Raw genomic sequence first — 18,534 nt, forward strand, 5'->3', positions numbered from 1 at the left:
GGGCTAGCCGATCGGCGAATGATGCACGGGCCGCACCCCGCTGACGGCGGGCCCCAGGAATCGCTCCGCCAGTTTGGTGAAGGCCTCGGGGTCGCCGGTGGCTTCGAAGACGCGGGCGGCCGGCGCCGCGTCATGCGGGCGCAGCAAATCCTGTTCGGTGAGCACCCGCAGCACTTCCTTCGCGGTTTCCTCGGCGCTGGAAACGAGCGTCACGTTTTCGCCCATCGCCAGCTGAATCAACCCGGACAGCAACGGGTAGTGCGTGCAGCCCAGCACCAGCGTGTCGACCTGAGCGCGCTGCAACGGCTCCAGGTAGCCCTCGGCCAGTCCCAGCACCTGACGCCCGCTGGTCACGCCGCGCTCGACGAAGTCGACGAAGCGCGGGCACGCCACCGCGGTGATCTCGGTGTCGCGGGCGGCGGCGAACGCGTCCTGATAGGCGTGCGAGGTGATGGTCGCCTGGGTGCCGATGACGCCGATGCGGCCGTTGCGGGTGGTGGCGACGGCGCGGCGTACCGCCGGCAGGATCACCTCGACCACGGGCACGTCGTAACGCTCGCGGGCGTCGCGCAGGCAGGCCGCCGAGGCGGTGTTGCAGGCGATCACCAACGCCTTCACGCCGCGGCCGACCAGATCGTCGCCGATGGCCAGCGCGTGGGCGCGCACCTCGGGAATGGACAGCGGTCCGTAGGGGCCGTTGCCGGTGTCGCCGACGTAGACGATGTCCTCGTCCGGCAGTTGGTCGATGATCGCGCGGGCCACCGTCAGTCCCCCGACGCCGGAGTCGAAGACCCCGACGGGCGCCAGCGGTGAGCTCATGAGTCCGTGCCGGTTTTTTTGCGCGCGCGGGCGTTGCGTTCGGGAGCGGACAACACATACGCGGCGACGACGCCGGCGACGGCGCCACACAAGTGGCCCTGCCACGACACCCCGGGGGTGCCGGGCAGCACGCCGAGCAAAACGCCGCCATAGACGAACAGCACGGCGACGCCGACGACGATCTCCCACACCTTGCGGGTGAAGAAGCCGAACACGATCAGGAACGCCAGCCAGCCGAAGATCAGCCCCGACGCTCCGATGTGGTTGCTCTCGCAGTGCACGCCGACGTACGGGCAGTGCATGCCGACATTGCCGATCAGCCAGGTGCCGAAGCCGCCCAGGACCCACACGATCACGGTCGCCCACACGAACCGGGACATGCCGGCCAGGGTCATCAGAAATCCGAGCACCAGCAGCGGGACCGTGTTGGCCATCAGATGCTGCCAGTTGGCGTGCAGCACGGGCGCGAAGACGATCCCCCACAGGCCGTCGGTTTCCAGCGGCCTGATGCCGTTGGCGTCCAGGGAATGCCGCGACAGTTGGTCGAACAGCTCGATCAGGTAGAGCAGGGCGACGAACGTGAGGATCGTGGCCCCGCCCACCATCCACTGGGGCCGCTTTTTCTGCGTAGCGGGTACGCGCTGCTGTCCCGGGCTCATGCCCATAACTGCCCTTCTAGAGCGTCCTCGGCATCATCCAGGCTACCGGCATAGGCGCCGGTCGACAGGTACTTCCAGCCGGCGTCGGCGACCACGAACGCGATGTCGGCGCGTTCGCCCCCGGCCACCGCCTTGGCCGCGATGCCCAGGGCGGCGTGCAGCACGGCACCGGTGGAGATGCCCGCGAAGATGCCTTCGGCCTCCACCAACTCGCGGGTGCGACGGACCGCGTCCAGCGAGCCGACCGAATAGCGCGTCGTCAGCACGTGCGGGTCGTACAGCTCCGGCACGAACCCCTCGTCGATGTTGCGCAGCGCGTACACGCCCTCGCCGTAACGCGGTTCGGCCGCCACGATGTTGACCCCGGGCACCCGCTCGCGCAGATAGCGCCCGGTGCCCATCAGCGTGCCGGTGGTGCCCAGTCCCGCGACGAAGTGGGTGATGTCGGGCAGATCGGCGAGCAGCTCGGGGCCGGTGCCGTGGTAGTGCGCGTCGGTGTTGGCCGGGTTGCCGTACTGGTAGAGCATCACCCACGACGGGTTGGCCGCGGCCAGCTCCTTGGCGGTGGCCACGGCGGTGTTGGAGCCGCCCGCGGCGGGCGAGTAGACGATCCGCGCGCCGTAGAGCTCCAACAGCTGACGGCGTTCCACCGAGGTGTTCTCGGGCATCACGCAGATCAGCCGATAGCCCTTCAGCCGGGCCGCCATCGCCAGCGAGATACCGGTGTTGCCGCTGGTGGGTTCCAGGATCGTGGCGCCGGGCGCCAGCAGTCCGTCGGCCTCGGCCTGCTCGATCATCCGCAGCGCCGGCCGGTCCTTGATCGACCCGGTCGGATTGCGGTCCTCGAGCTTGGCCCACAGCCGTACGTGCGGCTCGTCGCCCCACCGGGGCGAGAGGCGTTGCAGACCGACCAGCGGCGTGTTGCCCAGGGCGGCCAACAGCGAGTCGTAGCGCGTCATGCGCCCCGCTCACCCACCCGCCACGGCGGGCAGGATGGTGACCGAATCGCCGTCGGCGATCGCGGTGTCCAGGCCGCCGGAGAACCGGACGTCCTCGTCGTTGACGTAGATGTTCACGAAGCGGTGCAGCTTGCCGGAGTCGATCAACCGCTCGGAGATGCCCGAGTAGTTGGCTTCCAGGTCGCTGATCACGGCGCCCAGCGTGTCACCGCTGGCCGAGACGCGCCTCTCGCCGCCGGTGTGCGGCCGCAGGATGGTCGGGATCGACACGGTGACGTTCATGTGGACCTTTCTGGGTACTGCTCGACGATATCGACGGGCTCTTCGGTGACCTCGCCGTCGACGATCCGATAGCTGCGCAGCTCGTGGGTTTCCGGGTCGCGGGTGGACACCAGCACGTAGTGCGCGTCCGGTTCGGCGGCCAGCTTCACGTCGGTGCGGCTCGGGTAGGCCTCGGTCGCGGTGTGCGAGTGGTAGATGACGACGGGCACCTCGTCGGCTTCGTCGAGCGCCCGCCACACCTGGAGCTGCTCGCCGGAGTCGAACCGGTAGAACGTCGGCGAGCGCTCGGCGTTGACCATCGGGATGTGCCGTTCGGGACGATCGGAACCCTCGGGGCCGGCCAGCACCCCGCACGCCTCGTCGGGGTGATCGCGGCGCGCGTGCGCGACCATCGCCTCCACCAGGTCGGCGCGAATCATCACCACGTCAGCTCCCTGTCCCGAATGCACCGGGCAACGTGTCGCGGTAGGTCGGTATTCCGGCGATCGACTCGGCCGCCAGCACGCCGACCAGCACCGCACGCGCCAGGCAATCGGCGGCCGCGGCACCCACCTCGGTGACCAGTCGCGTCTCCGGCGACATCGCGGCGGGCGCATCGGCCGGGGGCGGCACCTCGACCGCCCCGGTCGCCAGTGCGAACACCGTGTCGCCGTCCAGCGGGGTGTGTGCGGGCCGGATCGTGCGGGCCAGCCCGTCCTGGGCAGCGATCGCGATGCGCCGGCACGCCGCCGGGCTCAGCGCGGCGTCGGTCGCCACCACCGCGATCGTCGTGTTGAGCGGTTCCAGCGGCGAAGGTAGCTGCGCGAGCGTGTCGATCTGCGCGGCCGGCGGCCGCGTCAGCCCCAACTCCTCGATCGCATCCGCCATCCACGGCAGGCCGGTGGCCCGGTCGACGACTTCGCCCGCGGAGTTCACCGCGACGACCGCGCCGACGGTGACGCCCGACGGCAGCGTCGTCGACGCCGTACCGATGCCGCCCTTGAGCACGCCGGCGCGCGCCCCGACACCGGCGCCGACCGTCCCGACGGCCACCGCCGCGCCCGCGGCTTCACACGCCAAGTAGCCGAACTCGGCCGTCGGCCGACATTCCCAACCGCCCACCGGCAGGTCGAAGATCACCGCGCCCGGCACGATGGGCACCAGTCCGCCCGTCATGGCCAACCCGCGCTCGTGTTCTTCCAGCCAGCGCATCACGCCGTCGGCGGCCGCCAAACCGTAGGCACTGCCGCCGGCCAGCAGCACCGCGTCGACGAACCGCACCGTGTTCGCCGGATCCAGCAGGTCGGTCTCCCGGGTGCCGGGCGCACCGCCGCGGCAGTCGACCGCGCCGACCGTCCCCGGCGGTGTCAGCACGACGGTCACGCCGCTGGCCCACCCCGCCCCCAGCGAGGCGTCGGGGTCCAGCCGCTGATAGTGGCCGACGCGGATGCCGCCGACGTCGGTGAGCGCGTTCATCCGGCCTGCTTGCCCATCAGCACCAGGACCAGGTATTCCTGCAGCACGGTCAGCCACTGATAGACGTCGAAGTGCGTGGCCATCGGATGGTCGGCGGGCAGCCGTTCCGGCCCGTCAGGACCGATGTCGAGCATGACGCCCAGCGCCAGCCGAATGTCGTTGACGGCCGAGATCCAGGCGTTGGCCTGATCCTCGCTCAGCTCGAACCGGCCGCCGCTGTCCGGAATCGTGCCCAACAACTGTTGTGCCGCAACACGTTTGGCGTCGATAATCTCCGGCTCGTGCAAACTGCGCAGCGCGGCGTTGAGACCGGCGCTCGAGGAGTCCTCGTCGTCGGGTCGGTAGAAGTCCGGCAGCAGCCGCCGCAGCGTCGGATCCGAAGGAGGTTCCGAATTTCCGGTCTTGATGCCGGTGATCTCCTCGAGTTCGTCTGCCGGCGACGAGGATTCGCGTTCGTCGAACAACTCGATCAACGCGCCGACCAGATTCTTCAGCAGGTCCGCCTCGTGCGGAGCCAAGGAGGACCGGAAACGGGGACCATCGGCGGTCTCAACCCGCTTCCATTTGCGCACAAGAAATCCCGGATGCCCTCGAATCTCAGCGGTCCTGCTGCAACGTCGCCCACAGACCGGCGGCGTGCAGCTTGGACACGTCGACTTCCATTGACTCACGGCTACCCGCCGACACCACTGCCTTGCCTTCGTTGTGCACCTGCAGCATCAGTTTGGTGGCATGCGGCTCGCTGTAGCCGAACAACTTCTGGAACACATACGTCACGTAGGTCATCAAATTGACCGGGTCATCCCACACGATGGTGACCCACGGACTGGCGGTGACCTCGACTGGAGCGGACTCGCGTTGCCCGGTGGTGCCGGGCTTGGTGGGCGCTGGCGCAGCAACCATGGCCTCCAGGATACCGAGGGAGCCGCCGTCCGCAGCCAGCCGTTACCGTTGCGGCATGAACGAGCCGGCCTTAGCCGGGCTGTTGACGGACAAGTACGAGTTGACCGTGCTGGCAGCGGCCTTGCGGGACGGCACGGCCGAGCGCCGGACCACGTTCGAACTGTTCGCCCGCCGCCTGCCGGAGGGCAGGCGCTACGGCGTGGTCGCGGGCACCGGCCGTTTGCTGGAGCTCTTGCCACGGTTCAGGTTCGACGACGACGCATGCCGACTACTGGCGCGATTCCTCGACACCGACACCTTGCGTTATCTCCGCGATTTCCGCTTCACCGGCGATATCGACGGCTACGCCGAAGGCGAGCTCTACTTTCCCGGTTCTCCGGTGCTGTCGGTGCGCGGCAGCTTCGCCGAATGCGTGGTGCTCGAGACGCTGGCGCTGTCGATCTTCAACCACGACACGGCGATCGCCTCCGCGGCGGCACGCATGGTCACCGCGGCCGCCGGCCGCCCGCTGATCGAGATGGGATCGCGGCGAACCCACGAACGCGCCGCCGTCGCCGCGGCCCGCGCGGCCTACATCGCCGGGTTCGCCGCATCGTCGAACCTCGAGGCCGAGCGCCGTTACGGCATACCGACGGAAGGCACCGCCGCGCACGCGTTCACGATGCTGCACACCGGCGAGGATGGGCCCGACGAGCTGGCGGCATTTCGCGCCCAGGTCGACGCGTTGGGCGTGAACACCACGCTGCTGGTGGACACCTACGACGTGACGACCGGCGTGACCAATGCCGTGGCCGCCGCGGGGGCGACGCTGGGGGCGGTGCGGCTGGACTCCGGCGAACTCGGCGTGCTGGCCCGGCAGGTGCGCGAGCAGCTCGACCGGTTGGGCGCCACCCGCACCCGCATCGTGGTGTCCGGCGATCTCGACGAGTTCTCCATCGCCGCGCTGCGGGCCGAGCCGGTGGACAGTTACGGCGTCGGCACCTCGCTGGTGACCGGTTCGGGCGCCCCGACCGCCGGCATGGTCTACAAGCTGGTCGAGGTCGACGGCATGCCGGTGCAGAAACGCAGTAGCCGCAAGGAATCCCAGGGCGGCCGCAAGCAAGCGCTGCGACTGTCCCGCCCGACCGGCACGATCACCGAGGAGGTCGTGCACCCGGCGGGCCGGCCCCCCGCGACCACCGAGCCGTTCCGGGTGCTGACCATCCCGTTGGTCCGCGGCGGCCAGGTCGTGGCGGGCACCGACCGCGCGGCCCTGGCCGCCGCCCGGGACCTGGTGGCATCCGGGCTGCACAGCCTGCCGTGGGAGGGCCTGAAACTGGCGCACGGCGAACCGGCGATTCCGACGGTGCGCATTCCGGTCGCAGCGATACCGTCGAGCTAGCCGAATCCGGTCGCAACCAAGGGAGTTATCACGCCAGAGGTGTCCGTGCCCGAGCTGTTGGCCATCGCCGTGGCCGCGCTCGGCGGCAGCGAACGCAGCGGCCAGCTGGAAATGGCCACCGCGGTCGCGCGCGCATTCGAAACCGGTGAGCACCTTGCGGTGCAGGCGGGCACCGGGACCGGCAAGTCGCTGGCGTACCTGATTCCCGCCATCGTGCACGCGATCGCCGACGAAGAACCGGTCGTGGTGTCAACGGCGACGATTGCCCTGCAGCGCCAGCTCGTCGACCGTGACCTACCCCGACTGGCCGAGTCCCTGGCGGATACGCTGCCCCGTCCCCCACGGTTCGCGCTGCTGAAAGGGCGGCGAAACTATCTGTGCCTGAACAAAATTCACAATGGATCGACCGCGGAGCCGGACAGCGACGAGGGACGGCCACAAGAGGAGCTGTTCAACCCGATGGCGGCCAGCGCGCTGGGTCGCGACGTGCAACGGCTCACCGCGTGGGCCTCGACCACGGATTCGGGTGACCGCGACGACCTCAAACCCGGTGTGCCGGACCGATCCTGGTCACAGGTCAGCGTCTCGGCGCGGGAATGCCTCGGGGTGGCCCGCTGCCCGTTCGGCTCGGAGTGCTTTTCCGAACGCGCCCGCGGCCGGGCCGGTGTGGCCGATGTAGTCGTCACCAATCACGCCCTGCTGGCCATCGACGCGGTCTCGGAATCGACTGTGTTGCCCGAACATTCGCTGTTGGTCGTCGACGAGGCGCACGAGTTGGTCGACCGGGTGACGTCGGTGGCCACCGCGGAGTTGACGTCGGCGGCCCTGGGGGTCGCCGCGCGGCGGATCACCCGGCTGGTGAACCCGGAACTGGTCGGACGCCTGGAAGCGACGGCCGCCACCTTCGCCGCGGCGATCCACGACGCCACACCGGGCCGCATCGATCACCTCGATGACGAGCTGGCGACATACCTGCGGGCGCTGCGCGACGTGGCCGGCGCCGCGCGCGCCGACATCGACACCACCAGTGACACCAAGGCGGCCGCGGCGCGCGCCGAAGCCGTTGCGGCACTGAGCGAGATCGCCGACACGGCCTCGCGGATCCTGACGTCGTTCGGGCCCGCGATCCCCGATCGCACCGACGTGGTGTGGCTGGATCACGAGGACAACCGGGGCTCGCCGCGACCGGTCTTGCGGGTGGCACCGCTGTCGGTGGCCGGCTTGCTGCGCAACCACGTGTTCTCCCGGTCGACGACCGTGCTGACCTCGGCCACGCTGACCGTCGGCGGATCCTTCGACGCGATGGCCTCGTCATGGGGCCTGACCGGAGGAGACGATGCCCCGGATCGCCCGAACTGGCGCGGGCTCGACGTCGGATCCCCGTTTCAGCATGCCAAGGCCGGAATCCTCTACGTGGCAAAGCATCTGCCACCGCCGGGCCGCGACGGCACGGGCTCGGCCGAGCAGCTGAGCGAGATCGCCGAACTGATCACCGCCGCCGGCGGCCGCACCCTGGGCCTGTTCTCGTCGATGCGCGCCGCCCGGGCCGCCGCCGACGCCATGCGCGAACGGCTGTCCACGCCGGTGTTGTGCCAGGGCGACGACAGCACCTCGGCGTTGGTCGAGCAGTTCAGCGCCGACGCGGAAACCTCGCTGTTCGGCACGCTGTCGCTGTGGCAGGGCGTCGACGTGCCCGGGCCGTCGCTATCGCTGGTGCTGATCGACCGCATTCCGTTTCCGCGGCCGGACGACCCGCTGCTGGGTGCCCGGCAGCGCGCGGTGGCCGCCCGCGGCGGCAACGGTTTCATGGCCGTCGCGGCCAGTCATGCGGCGCTGCTGCTGGCGCAGGGTTCCGGACGGCTGCTGCGTCGCGTCACCGACCGCGGCGTGGTCGCGGTGCTCGACTCGCGAATGGTCACCGCCGGCTACGGCGGCTACCTGCGCGCGTCGCTGCCGCCGTTTTGGCAGACCACGAACGCCGAGCAGGTCCGCGCCGCCCTGCGGCGGCTGCGCGCCGACGACCCACCGGCCTGAGCCGCGTTACCCGGCGAGGGCGACCAGGCCGAGCTCGTTGCCGGCCGCGAGCATCGGATGATGCGGCAGCACCCGGACCGTGTAGCCGACCGCTCCCGCCACCGGCAGCGAGGTCGTCGTCGAAAACACCTGGTTGCCGCCCTCGGCCGTTCCGGTGTAAGACATTTCGACGGTGACCGGGTCCAGCAGCGCATCGCCGGAATCGACGCGACCCACCACCGCCTCCACGGTGACCTCGTCGGGCGCCAGACCGGCCAGCTGCACGGTCGCGGTCAGGGTGAGCTTCGAGCCGAGCACCGGGGTATCGGGCAGACCGGTCGAGTCGACGTCGGTGATCCGCACCATCGGCCACGCCGCCACGGCGCGCCGCCGGTACTCGGCCAGTTCACGCGCGGCGCCGAACGGACCCGCCCCGGCGTCGGCGATGGTCTTGCGCAGCGATTCGGCGGCCGGCGCGTAGTACTGCTCGACGTAGTCGCGCACCATCCGGGACGCCAGCACCTTGGGCCCGAGCGTTTGCAGGGTATGCCGCACCATTTCGATCCAGCGCGGCGGCACCCCGTGTTCATTGCGCTCGTAGAACTTCGGCGCCACCGCTTGTTCCAGCAAGCCGTAAAGGGCATTGGACTCCAGCTCGTCGCGGCGCTCCTCGTCGCGCACCCCGTCGGCCGACGGTATCTCCCAACCGTTTTCGCCGTCGTACCACTCGTCCCACCAGCCGTCGCGGATGGACAGGTTCAACCCGCCGTTGAGCGCGCTCTTCATTCCCGAAGTGCCGCAGGCCTCCAGCGGCCGCAGCGGGTTGTTGAGCCAGACGTCGCAGCCCCAATACAGCAGCCGGGCCATGGACATGTCGTAGTCGGGCAAAAACGCGATGCGGTGGCGCACCTCGGGCCGGTCGGAGAACCGCACGACCTGCTGGATCAGGGCCTTGCCGCCGTCGTCGGCCGGATGCGACTTTCCGGCGACGATCAGCTGGATCGGGCGTTCCTTGTTCAGCAGCAGTCGTTCCAGCCGGTCGGGATCGCTGAGCATCAGCGTCAACCGCTTGTACGTCGGCACCCGGCGGGCGAAGCCCACGGTCAGCACGTCGGGATCGAAAGCCTTTGCAATCCAACTTAATTCGGCGTCCGATGCGCCGCGCTCCTGCCACGAGCGGCGCAGCCGACGGCGGACGTCGTCGACCAACAGCGCGCGCAGTTGGGAGCGGATCCACCACAGATGCCCGGCGTCGACCTCCCGCAGTCGCAGCCAGACGCCCGGATCGCTGAACGCCGCGTCGTCCGGCCCGGCCAGCTCGCGGCCCAGCTGCAGCCACTGCGGCGCCGCCCAGCTGCGGGCGTGCACCCCGTTGGTGATCGACCCGATCGGAACCTCGGCGCGGTCGAATCCCGGCCACAGCTCGTTGAACATGGCCCGGCTCACCCGGCCGTGCAGCAGCGACACACCGTTGGCGCGCTGCGCCAGGCGCAGACCCATGTGTGCCATGTTGAATTTGGTCTCGTCGTCCTCGGCGCCGAGCGCGATCACCCGATCGATCGGCACGCCCGGCAGCAAGGCGGGCGCGCGGTCGTCGGGAGCCTCGTCGGAATGGTCGTCGAAGTACCGCTGCACCATCTCGACCGGGAAGCGGTCGATCCCGGCGGGCACCGGCGTGTGGGTGGTGAACACGGTGGCCGATCGCACCACCGTCAGCGCCGTATCGAAGTCCAACCCCCGATCGGCGATCAGTTCCCGGATGCGCTCCACCCCGAGGAACCCGGCGTGCCCCTCGTTCATGTGGAACACCTCGGGGGCGGCCAGGCCCTCGATGGCGGTGAACGCACGAATCGCGCGCACCCCGCCGATGCCGGCCAGGATCTCCTGGCGCATCCGGTGTTCCTGGTCGCCGCCGTACAGCCGGTCGGTGACACTGCGCAGATCGTGCTCGTTCTCCGGAACGTCGGAATCCAGCAGCAGCAGCGGAACCCGGCCCACCTGCGCCACCCAGATCCGCGCGAACAGCCGCGCCGAATCCGGCAGCGCCAATTCCACCAGCGCGGGATCCCCGGCGGCATCGGTGAGCAACCGCAGCGGCAGACCCTGCGGATCCAGCGACGGATAGGTCTCGTTCTGCCAGCCCTCGGCCGTCAGCGATTGGCGGAAGTACCCCGAGCGGTAGTACAAGCCGACCGCGATCAGCGGCACACCCAGGTCCGACGCGGACTTGAGGTGATCGCCGGCCAGGATGCCCAGGCCACCCGAGTAGTTGGGCAGCACCTCGGCGACGCCGAACTCCATCGAGAAGTACGCGATCCCGGTGGGCATCGCGACACCGGCTTCTTGCTGTTGCTGGTACCACCGCGGACGGGTCAAGTAGTCGTTCAAGTCGGCGGACAGCTCGTCGAGCCAGCGCAAAAAGCCCTCGTCGAGCGCCAATTCGTCGAGACGCGCGGGGTTGACCGCGCCCAGCAGCGCGACGGGGTCACTGCCGCAATTCGCCCACAGCGTCGGATCGATGCTCGCGAATAGATCTTGCGTCGCCTTGTCCCAGGACCATCGCAGATTGATGGACAGTTGTTCGAGTGCGGCGAGCCGCTCGGGCAGGTGAGCGCGGACGGTAAAGCGACGTAGAGCTTTCACGCAAGACAACCTTAACTAAGGATTGACAGGCTCGCAGGATCAGTCTTCGACGTTCGCCGGTGGGCGGGTGTGACCAGACACTAGGGTGGGTACGGGTAGTAATTGGGGCCGCAAAGACGCTTCCCCAGCACAGGAACTTTCCCCACGAGACGATGTTTCGGATGCGGCAGGCATTCCGTGCCGCAGCACAATCCGCGGTTTGCCGGCAATCAATCGGACGGAACGGAGTGGTGGTGCCCGGTCGTGTCGAGATCGATAACGTCGCACCCGTCGTTTCCTGCGGTGCGTACCCCGCCAAAGCGGTGATCGGCGAGACGGTCCCAGTCAGCGCCGCGGTGTGGCGCGAAGGCCACGACGCGGTCGCGGCGACCCTGGTGGTCCGCTACCTGGGACCGCGCTACCCGCAGGTCACCGAGACCCGTCGCGTCACCGCGGTGCAGGCACCGGAACGGCTGGCGTCGTCCCCGGTCGACGGCAAGCCGGCCGAACGGGTCAAGCCGCTGCAGCTGCCGATGACGATGGGTCTGGAGCCCTACGTTTTCCACGGCCAGTTCACGCCCGACCGGGTCGGACTGTGGACCTTTCGCGTGGACGGATGGGGTGACCCCATCCACACCTGGCGACACGGCCTGCTGGCCAAGCTGGATGCCGGCCAGGGCGAGAAGGAACTGTCCAACGATCTGTTGGTCGGCGCCGGATTGCTCGAGCGCGCCGCGACCGGGGTGCCGCGCGCGCATCGTGATCCGCTGCTGGCTGCCGCCGCGGCGTTGCGGGTTCCGGGAGATCCGGTGACGCGCACCGCGCTGGCGCTGGCGCCCGAGATCGAGGAGATCCTCGCCACCTATCCGCTGCGCGAGCTCGTCACCCGCGGCGAGCAGTACGGGGTCTGGGTGGACCGGCCGCTGGCCCGCTTCGGCTCCTGGTACGAGATGTTTCCGCGTTCGACCGGCGGCTGGGACGCCGACGGAAACCCGGTGCACGGCACCTTCGCGACGGCGGCCGCGGACCTGCCGCGCATCGCCGAGATGGGATTCGACGTCGTCTACCTGCCGCCGATCCATCCGATCGGCAAGGTACATCGCAAGGGGCGCAACAACTCCCCCACCGCGGCACCGGGAGATGTGGGCTCGCCCTGGGCGATCGGCAGCGACGAGGGCGGCCACGACGCCATTCACCCGGACCTGGGCACCATCGAGGATTTCGACAAATTCGTCGCCGCGGCACGCGATCTGGGCATGGAAGTCGCCCTGGACCTGGCACTGCAGTGCGCCCCGGATCACCCCTGGGCCCGCGACCACCGGCAGTGGTTCACCGAGTTGCCGGACGGCACCATCGCTTACGCGGAGAACCCGCCGAAGAAATACCAGGACATCTATCCGATCAACTTCGACAACGATCCCGCGGGCCTCTACGACGAAGTGCTGCGCGTGGTCCGGCACTGGGTTGACCACGGCGTCAAGTTCTTTCGGGTCGACAACCCGCACACCAAGCCGCCGGACTTCTGGGCCTGGCTGATCGGTCAGGTCAAAGACAGCGATCCCGACGTGCTGTTTTTGTCCGAGGCGTTCACCCCGCCGGCCCGGCAGTACGGACTGGCCAAACTCGGCTTCACCCAGTCCTACAGCTACTTCACCTGGCGGACCGCCAAATGGGAGCTCACCGAATTCGGCAACGAGATCTCCGCCCTGGCCGACTTCCGGCGGCCGAACCTGTTCGTGAACACCCCCGACATCCTGCACGCGGTCCTGCAGCACAACGGTCCGGGTATGTTCGCCATCCGCGCGGTGCTGGCGGCGACGATGAGCCCGGCCTGGGGCGTCTATTCGGGCTACGAGCTCTTCGAGCACCGCGCGCTACGCGAGGGCAGCGAGGAATACCTGAACTCGGAGAAGTACGAATTGCGCCCCCGCGACTATGCCGCTGCACGCGCCGAAGGCCGGTCGCTGGAGCCGTTCTTGAAACAACTCAACGCGATTCGCCGGGTCCATCCCGCTCTGCAGCAGCTACGCACGATTTACTTCCACGGCGTGGACAACGACGCACTGATGGCCTTCAGCAAGTTCGACCCGGCCACCGGGGACTGCGTGCTGGTGGTTGTGACGCTCAACGCGTTCGGGCCCGAGGAGGGCACGCTGTGGTTAGACATGGCGGCATTGGGTATGGAGCCCTATGAGCGTTTTTGGGTGCGCGACGAGATCACCGGCCAGGAATTCCAGTGGGGGCAGTCAAATTACGTTCGCATCGACCCCGGACAGGCGGTCGCCCACATCATCAATATGCCAATCATCCCGCAGGAGTCTCGAAACACGTTGCTGCGCAGGAGGTAAGAGGGCCCGGAAGGGGATACCAGCATGAGTCGAACCGAGAGCCGAACCGATCAGACGCACCTGGCGCCTGACCCGGGTGACTTGGCCCGACTGGTGGCGGGCACGCATCACAACCCGCACGGCATCCTGGGGGCTCACGAGTACGGCGACCACACCGTCATCCGGGCCTTCCGCCCGCATGCGCGACAAGTCGTCGCGCTGGTCGGTGACGACGAGTTCGCGATGGAGCACCTCGAATCCGGGCTGTTCGCCGTCGCGTTGCCGTTCACGAAGCTCATCGACTACCGGCTGAAGGTGGACTACGGCTCCGGCGCGCACGTGACGGCCGACGCGTACCGCTTCCTGCCCACCCTGGGCGAGGTCGACCTGCACCTTTTCTCCGAGGGCCGCCACGAACGACTCTGGGAAGTGCTGGGCGCCCACGCCCGCTCCTTCACCACGGCCGACGGCGTCGTCGACGGCGTGTCGTTCGCGGTATGGGCGCCTAACGCCAAGGGCATCAACTTGATTGGCGAGTTCAACGGCTGGACGGGCACCGAGGCTCCGATGCGAGTGCTGGGTTCCACCGGGGTATGGGAGTTGTTCTGGCCCGGGTTCCCGACGGACGGCCTGTACAAGTTCCGCGTGCACGGCGCCGACGGTGTCGTCACCGAACGGGCGGACCCGTTCGCCTTCGCCACCGAGGTGCCTCCGCACACCGCGTCACGGGTGACGACGAGCAACTACACCTGGGCCGACGGGGACTGGATGACGCAGCGCGCGCAGCGCAATCCGGTGTTCGAGCCGATGAGCACCTACGAGGTACATCTGGGCTCGTGGCGACCCGGCCTGTCCTACCGCCAGCTCGCCACCGAGCTGACCGATTACGTTGTCGAGCAGGGATTTACCCACGTAGAGCTGCTGCCGGTGGCCGAGCACCCGTTCGCCGGATCCTGGGGATACCAGGTCACCTCGTACTACGCCCCGACATCGCGATTCGGCACGCCCGACGATTTCCGGGCGCTGGTCGACGCGCTGCACCAGGCGGGTGTCGGCGTGATCGTGGACTGGGTTCCGGCGCACTTCCCCAAGGACGCCTGGGCGCTGGGCCGCTTCGACGGCACCCCGCTCTACGAGCATTCCGATCCCAAGCGTGGTGAGCAACTCGACTGGGGCACCTACGTTTTCGACTTCGGCCGCCGCGAGGTCCGCAACTTCCTGGTCGCCAATGCGCTGTACTGGCTCGAGGAATACCACATCGACGGCCTCCGGGTGGACGCGGTGGCGTCCATGCTCTACCTGGACTACTCGCGGCCCGAGGGCGGCTGGACACCCAACATCTACGGCGGGCGTGAAAACCTCGAAGCGGTGCAGTTCCTGCAGGAGATGAACGCGACGGCGCACAAGGCCGCGCCGGGCATCGTCACGATCGCCGAGGAGTCGACGTCGTGGCCCGGCGTGACGCGGCCGACGAGCCTTGGCGGCCTTGGCTTTTCGATGAAGTGGAACATGGGCTGGATGCACGACACGCTCGACTACATCAGCCGCGACCCGATCTACCGCAGCTTCCATCACCACGAGATGACCTTCTCGATGCTGTATGCGTTCAGCGAGAACTACGTGCTGCCGCTCAGCCACGACGAGGTGGTGCACGGCAAGGGCACGCTGTGGGGCCGGATGCCGGGCAACAACCACGTCAAGGCCGCCGGGCTGCGCACCCTGCTCGCCTATCAGTGGGCCCACCCCGGTAAGCAATTGTTGTTCATGGGACAGGAATTCGGCCAGCGCGCCGAGTGGTCCGAGCAGAACGGCTTGGACTGGTGGCAGCTCGACGAGCAAGGTTTCTCCAACGGGGTGCTGCGTTTCGTGCGCGACATCAACGCCATTTACCGCGACCGTCCGGCCCTGTGGAGCCGCGACACCACGCCGGAAGGGTATTCCTGGATCGACGCCAACGATTCCGGCAACAACGTGTTGAGTTTCCTGCGGTACGGCAACGACGGCTCGGTGATGGCGTGTGTGTTCAACTTCGCGGGTGCCGAGCACAGCGGCTATCGGCTCGGTCTGCCCAGCGCCGGCCGTTGGCGCGAGGTGCTCAACACCGACGCGACGGACTACAACGGTTCCGGAATCGGCAACCTCGGCGGCGTCGACGCCACCGAGGAGCCGTGGCATGGCCGCCCGGCCTCGGCGCAGCTGGTGTTGCCGCCGACGTCGGCGCTGTGGCTGGAACCCGAGTAGACCGCCGATCGCCGCGCTACTGGCCCGGCAAGGCTCGCGGCCGGGTCAGTAGAGCGCGTTGGCGAGGTTTCGCCGACCGGCGACGACCTCGGGGTCGGCGGGGTCGAAGAGTTCGAACAACTCGATCAGCCGGGTTCGCACTCGGGTGCGTTCGTCTCCGGAAGTGCTGCGCACCAACGCGATTAAGCGCTCGAATGCCGCGGTCACGTCCTGATTGAGGATCTGCAGATCGGCTGCCGCGAAGGCCGCTTCGATGTCGGTCGGCGCGGCGTCCGCGACGGCCACCGCATCGGGACGCTGTGCGGTTGCGCGGGTGAGGAAGTCGATCTGCCGGATCGCCCCCTTGGCCTCGACGCTGTCCGGATTGGTGTTCAGCAGCGCCTGGTAGGACTGCTTGGCCGCCTCGAAGTCACCGGCCTCCAGCTGCCGGCGGGCTTGCTCCAGCGCCGGGTCGACCTCCGCGTCGTCCGCGGAACCGGTTGCGCCCTTGAGCTTTCCGGCCGTCGCCGACAGCAATTGGTCCAGCCAACGGCGCAACTGATCGGCGGGCTGCGAACCTTGGAAGCTGGACAGCGGCTGGCCGGCGGCCAGCGCGACGACGGTGGGAACGGCTTCGACGCCGAAGATCTGAGCCACCCGGGGTGCCACGTCGACATTGACCGTCGCCAGCGCCCATTTGCCGCCGTCCTGCGCGGCCAGCCCGGACAGCACCTCGACCAGTTCGACGCACGCCTCGCTGCGCGGCGACCACAGGGCGACCACGACGGGCACTTCGTCGGAGCGGATCAGCACCTCGGCTTCGAAATTGGCCTCGGTGACCTCGGTGGTCCCCGCACCCGCCGGCGTCGGCCGGCCCGCCGCGTCGGCGGCCGACGGGCTCTGCTGAGCACGTTGCTTCAGACCGGACAGGTCGACCGCACCAGCCAGCGCGGGCCCGATCGAGGATCTCGGACGCGTCACGCCGTCAAGTCTGTCATGCGCGCCGACTACCCATCCACCCGGTGGCACGCGGGCCGCCGCACCGGCAAACCCGGCCGACGATCGGGCCCGCGAAGGTCGCTGGTCGGGTCATATGAGCAACATCACAACGATCCCCGCACGTCGCCTCCCAGCAACGCTGACCCGTGGTCAGCCCCGGGTCAGCCGGCCCGCAGGATCAGGGCGTCGCCCTGGCCGCCCGCACCGCACAGCGCCGCGACGCCGTAACCCGAACCGCGCCGCGCCAGTTCCAGTGCCACATGCAGGGTGATCCGGGCGCCCGACATGCCGATCGGGTGCCCCACCGCGATCGCACCGCCGTTGACGTTGACGATCTCGGGGTTGACGCCGAGCTCGCGGGTGGAGGCCAGTGCGACCGCCGAGAACGCCTCGTTGATCTCCACCACGTCGAGCTGGTCGACCGTGATCCCCTCGCGGCCAAGTGCCTTCTTGATCGCGTTGGCCGGCTGGGACTGCAGCGTCGAATCGGGCCCCGCCACCACACCGTGCGCGCCGATCTCGGCCAGCCACGACAGGCCCATTTCCTGCGCCTTGTCCTTGCTCATCACGACCACCGCGGCGGCACCGTCGGAGATCTGCGACGCCGAGCCCGCGGTGATGGTGCCGTCCTTTCGGAACGCCGGTTTCAGCCCGGCCAACGACTCGGCGGTGGTGTTTGCCCGAATGCCCTCGTCCTCGGTGAATTGCAGCGGATCACCTTTGCGCTGCGGGATGTTCACGGGCACGACCTCGTCGGCGAAGACCCCGTCCTTCCACGCCGCGGCCGCCTTTTGATGCGACCGTGCAGCGAACTCGTCCTGCTCGGCGCGGGTGAACTTGTCGACGTCGTTGCGCTGCTCGGTCAGGGCGCCCATCGGCTGGTCGGTGAACACGTCGTGCAGGCCGTCGTAGGCCATGTGGTCGAGCACCGTCACGTCGCCGTACTTGTAGCCCGCCCGGCTGTCCATCAACAGGTGCGGCGCCTTCGTCATCGACTCCTGGCCGCCGGCCACCACGACGTCGAACTCCCCGGCCCGAATCAGCTGGTCAGCCAGCGCAATGGCGTCGATGCCGGACAGACACATCTTGTTGATGCTCAGCGCCGGGACGTCCCAGCCGATGCCGGCGGCCACCGCGGCCTGGCGGGCGGGCATCTGCCCGGCGCCCGCGGTCAGCACTTGGCCCATGATCACGTACTGCACCGCGGAGGCCGGCACGTTGGCCTTCTCCAGCGCACCGGCGATCGCGATCGCACCCAGATCGCTGGCCGAGAAATCCTTCAGCGAACCCATCAACTTGCCGATCGGGGTCCGTGCTCCAGCAACGATCACCGATGTCGTCATAACAACCTCCTAGCGACGCATGGACGGCCCGTTCGGCCTCCCGGAGAAGCGCGATCTTTGCCGCCAGGTTACCGTTATGTGATGACGACCGATCAAGTCGATGCCCGTCAGATCCTGGCCACCTCACTGGTGACGGCGATCGATCACGTCGGCATCGCAGTCGCCGACCTCGACGCAGCCATCGAGTGGTACCACGCCACCCTCGGCATGGTGCTGGTGCACGAGGAAGTCAACGAGGACCAGGGAATCCGCGAAGCCATGATCGCCGTGCAAGACGGCGAACCCGGCACGGCCCAGATCCAGTTGATGGCCCCGATCGACGAGTCCTCGACGATCGCCAAATTCCTGGACAAGCGCGGGCCGGGCATCCAGCAGATGGCCCTCCGCGTCAGCGACCTGGACGCCCTCTGCGAGCAGCTGCGGTCGCAGGGCGTCCGGCTGATCTACGAGGCACCGCGGCGCGGCACCGCGAACTCGCGGATCAACTTCATTCACCCCAAGGACGCCGGCGGGGTGCTGATGGAGTTGGTGGAGCCGGCTTCCTAGCCACTT

Annotated in this window: 16 protein-coding genes; 5 read left to right on the top strand and 11 right to left on the bottom strand. The window is 68.6% G+C overall.

What is annotated here, in order from left to right:
• Positions 1-3 precede the first annotated feature (3 nt).
• From murI to clpS, 8 genes are read right to left on the bottom strand one after another with little or no spacing between them, the layout of a single operon-like run.
• Positions 4-819, bottom strand: a complete 816-nt coding sequence (gene murI / locus BN973_RS21040) for a glutamate racemase (RefSeq protein ID WP_036470657.1) — start codon at positions 817-819, stop codon at positions 4-6.
• The gene (locus BN973_RS21045) at positions 816-1,484 is read right to left on the bottom strand and encodes a rhomboid family intramembrane serine protease (protein WP_036470658.1); all 669 of its coding nucleotides are present in this window, start codon (positions 1,482-1,484) and stop codon (positions 816-818) included. Before BN973_RS21045 ends, murI begins: the two co-directional genes overlap by 4 nt.
• Complete coding sequence (locus BN973_RS21050; protein WP_036470660.1) at positions 1,475-2,437, bottom strand: cysteine synthase; 963 nt, start codon at positions 2,435-2,437, stop codon at positions 1,475-1,477. The genes BN973_RS21045 and BN973_RS21050 overlap by 10 nt, the downstream gene beginning before the upstream one ends.
• Positions 2,438-2,446: 9 nt before the next feature.
• Complete coding sequence (locus tag BN973_RS21055; RefSeq protein ID WP_036470662.1) at positions 2,447-2,719, bottom strand: MoaD/ThiS family protein; 273 nt, start codon at positions 2,717-2,719, stop codon at positions 2,447-2,449.
• A complete protein-coding gene (locus BN973_RS21060) occupies positions 2,716-3,138 on the bottom strand; it encodes a M67 family metallopeptidase (protein ID WP_139830077.1) in 423 nt (140 codons plus the stop codon). Before BN973_RS21060 ends, BN973_RS21055 begins: the two co-directional genes overlap by 4 nt.
• Positions 3,139-3,145: 7 nt before the next feature.
• Positions 3,146-4,174: a P1 family peptidase gene (locus BN973_RS21065; protein WP_036470667.1), complete on the bottom strand. Its 1,029-nt coding sequence runs from the start codon at positions 4,172-4,174 to the stop codon at positions 3,146-3,148.
• A complete protein-coding gene (gene aosR, locus BN973_RS21070; protein WP_036470668.1) occupies positions 4,171-4,746 on the bottom strand; it encodes an oxidative stress transcriptional regulator AosR in 576 nt (191 codons plus the stop codon). Before aosR ends, BN973_RS21065 begins: the two co-directional genes overlap by 4 nt.
• Positions 4,747-4,771: 25 nt before the next feature.
• Positions 4,772-5,077: an ATP-dependent Clp protease adapter ClpS gene (clpS, locus tag BN973_RS21075; RefSeq protein ID WP_036470669.1), complete on the bottom strand. Its 306-nt coding sequence runs from the start codon at positions 5,075-5,077 to the stop codon at positions 4,772-4,774.
• Between clpS and BN973_RS21080 the strand changes: the two genes are divergently transcribed.
• Together BN973_RS21080 and BN973_RS21085 are read left to right on the top strand one after the other, a co-directional pair.
• Complete coding sequence (locus BN973_RS21080; protein ID WP_407067550.1) at positions 5,076-6,458, top strand: nicotinate phosphoribosyltransferase; 1,383 nt, start codon at positions 5,076-5,078, stop codon at positions 6,456-6,458. The two genes, clpS and BN973_RS21080, sit on opposite strands and share 2 nt — an antisense overlap.
• A gap of 27 nt (positions 6,459-6,485) precedes the next feature.
• Positions 6,486-8,492: an ATP-dependent DNA helicase gene (locus BN973_RS21085; RefSeq protein WP_139830072.1), complete on the top strand. Its 2,007-nt coding sequence runs from the start codon at positions 6,486-6,488 to the stop codon at positions 8,490-8,492.
• A gap of 6 nt (positions 8,493-8,498) precedes the next feature.
• Here the strand turns inward: BN973_RS21085 and glgP are convergent, their stop codons facing one another.
• A complete protein-coding gene (gene glgP, locus BN973_RS21090; RefSeq protein ID WP_036470671.1) occupies positions 8,499-11,114 on the bottom strand; it encodes an alpha-glucan family phosphorylase in 2,616 nt (871 codons plus the stop codon).
• Between the two features lie 233 nt (positions 11,115-11,347).
• Here glgP and BN973_RS21095 point away from each other — a divergent pair, with 233 nt between their 5' ends.
• The gene (locus BN973_RS21095; protein ID WP_211283568.1) at positions 11,348-13,441 is read left to right on the top strand and encodes an alpha-1,4-glucan--maltose-1-phosphate maltosyltransferase; all 2,094 of its coding nucleotides are present in this window, start codon (positions 11,348-11,350) and stop codon (positions 13,439-13,441) included.
• A 24-nt stretch (positions 13,442-13,465) separates the two neighbouring features.
• A complete protein-coding gene (glgB, locus tag BN973_RS21100) occupies positions 13,466-15,661 on the top strand; it encodes a 1,4-alpha-glucan branching protein GlgB (protein WP_036470673.1) in 2,196 nt (731 codons plus the stop codon).
• Positions 15,662-15,706: 45 nt separating this feature from the next.
• Here the strand turns inward: glgB and BN973_RS21105 are convergent, their stop codons facing one another.
• Positions 15,707-16,621, bottom strand: coding sequence for a tetratricopeptide repeat protein (locus BN973_RS21105; protein ID WP_036470675.1), 915 nt, complete (start codon positions 16,619-16,621; stop codon positions 15,707-15,709).
• Positions 16,622-16,800: 179 nt separating this feature from the next.
• The gene (locus BN973_RS21110) at positions 16,801-17,982 is read right to left on the bottom strand and encodes an acetyl-CoA C-acetyltransferase (RefSeq protein ID WP_036470676.1); all 1,182 of its coding nucleotides are present in this window, start codon (positions 17,980-17,982) and stop codon (positions 16,801-16,803) included.
• Positions 17,983-18,060: 78 nt separating this feature from the next.
• Here BN973_RS21110 and mce point away from each other — a divergent pair, with 78 nt between their 5' ends.
• Positions 18,061-18,528: a methylmalonyl-CoA epimerase gene (gene mce / locus BN973_RS21115; protein WP_139830071.1), complete on the top strand. Its 468-nt coding sequence runs from the start codon at positions 18,061-18,063 to the stop codon at positions 18,526-18,528.
• The last annotated feature ends 6 nt before the right edge of the window (positions 18,529-18,534 follow it).

This window comes from Mycobacterium triplex (genome assembly GCF_000689255.1).
Classification (GTDB): domain Bacteria; phylum Actinomycetota; class Actinomycetes; order Mycobacteriales; family Mycobacteriaceae; genus Mycobacterium; species Mycobacterium triplex.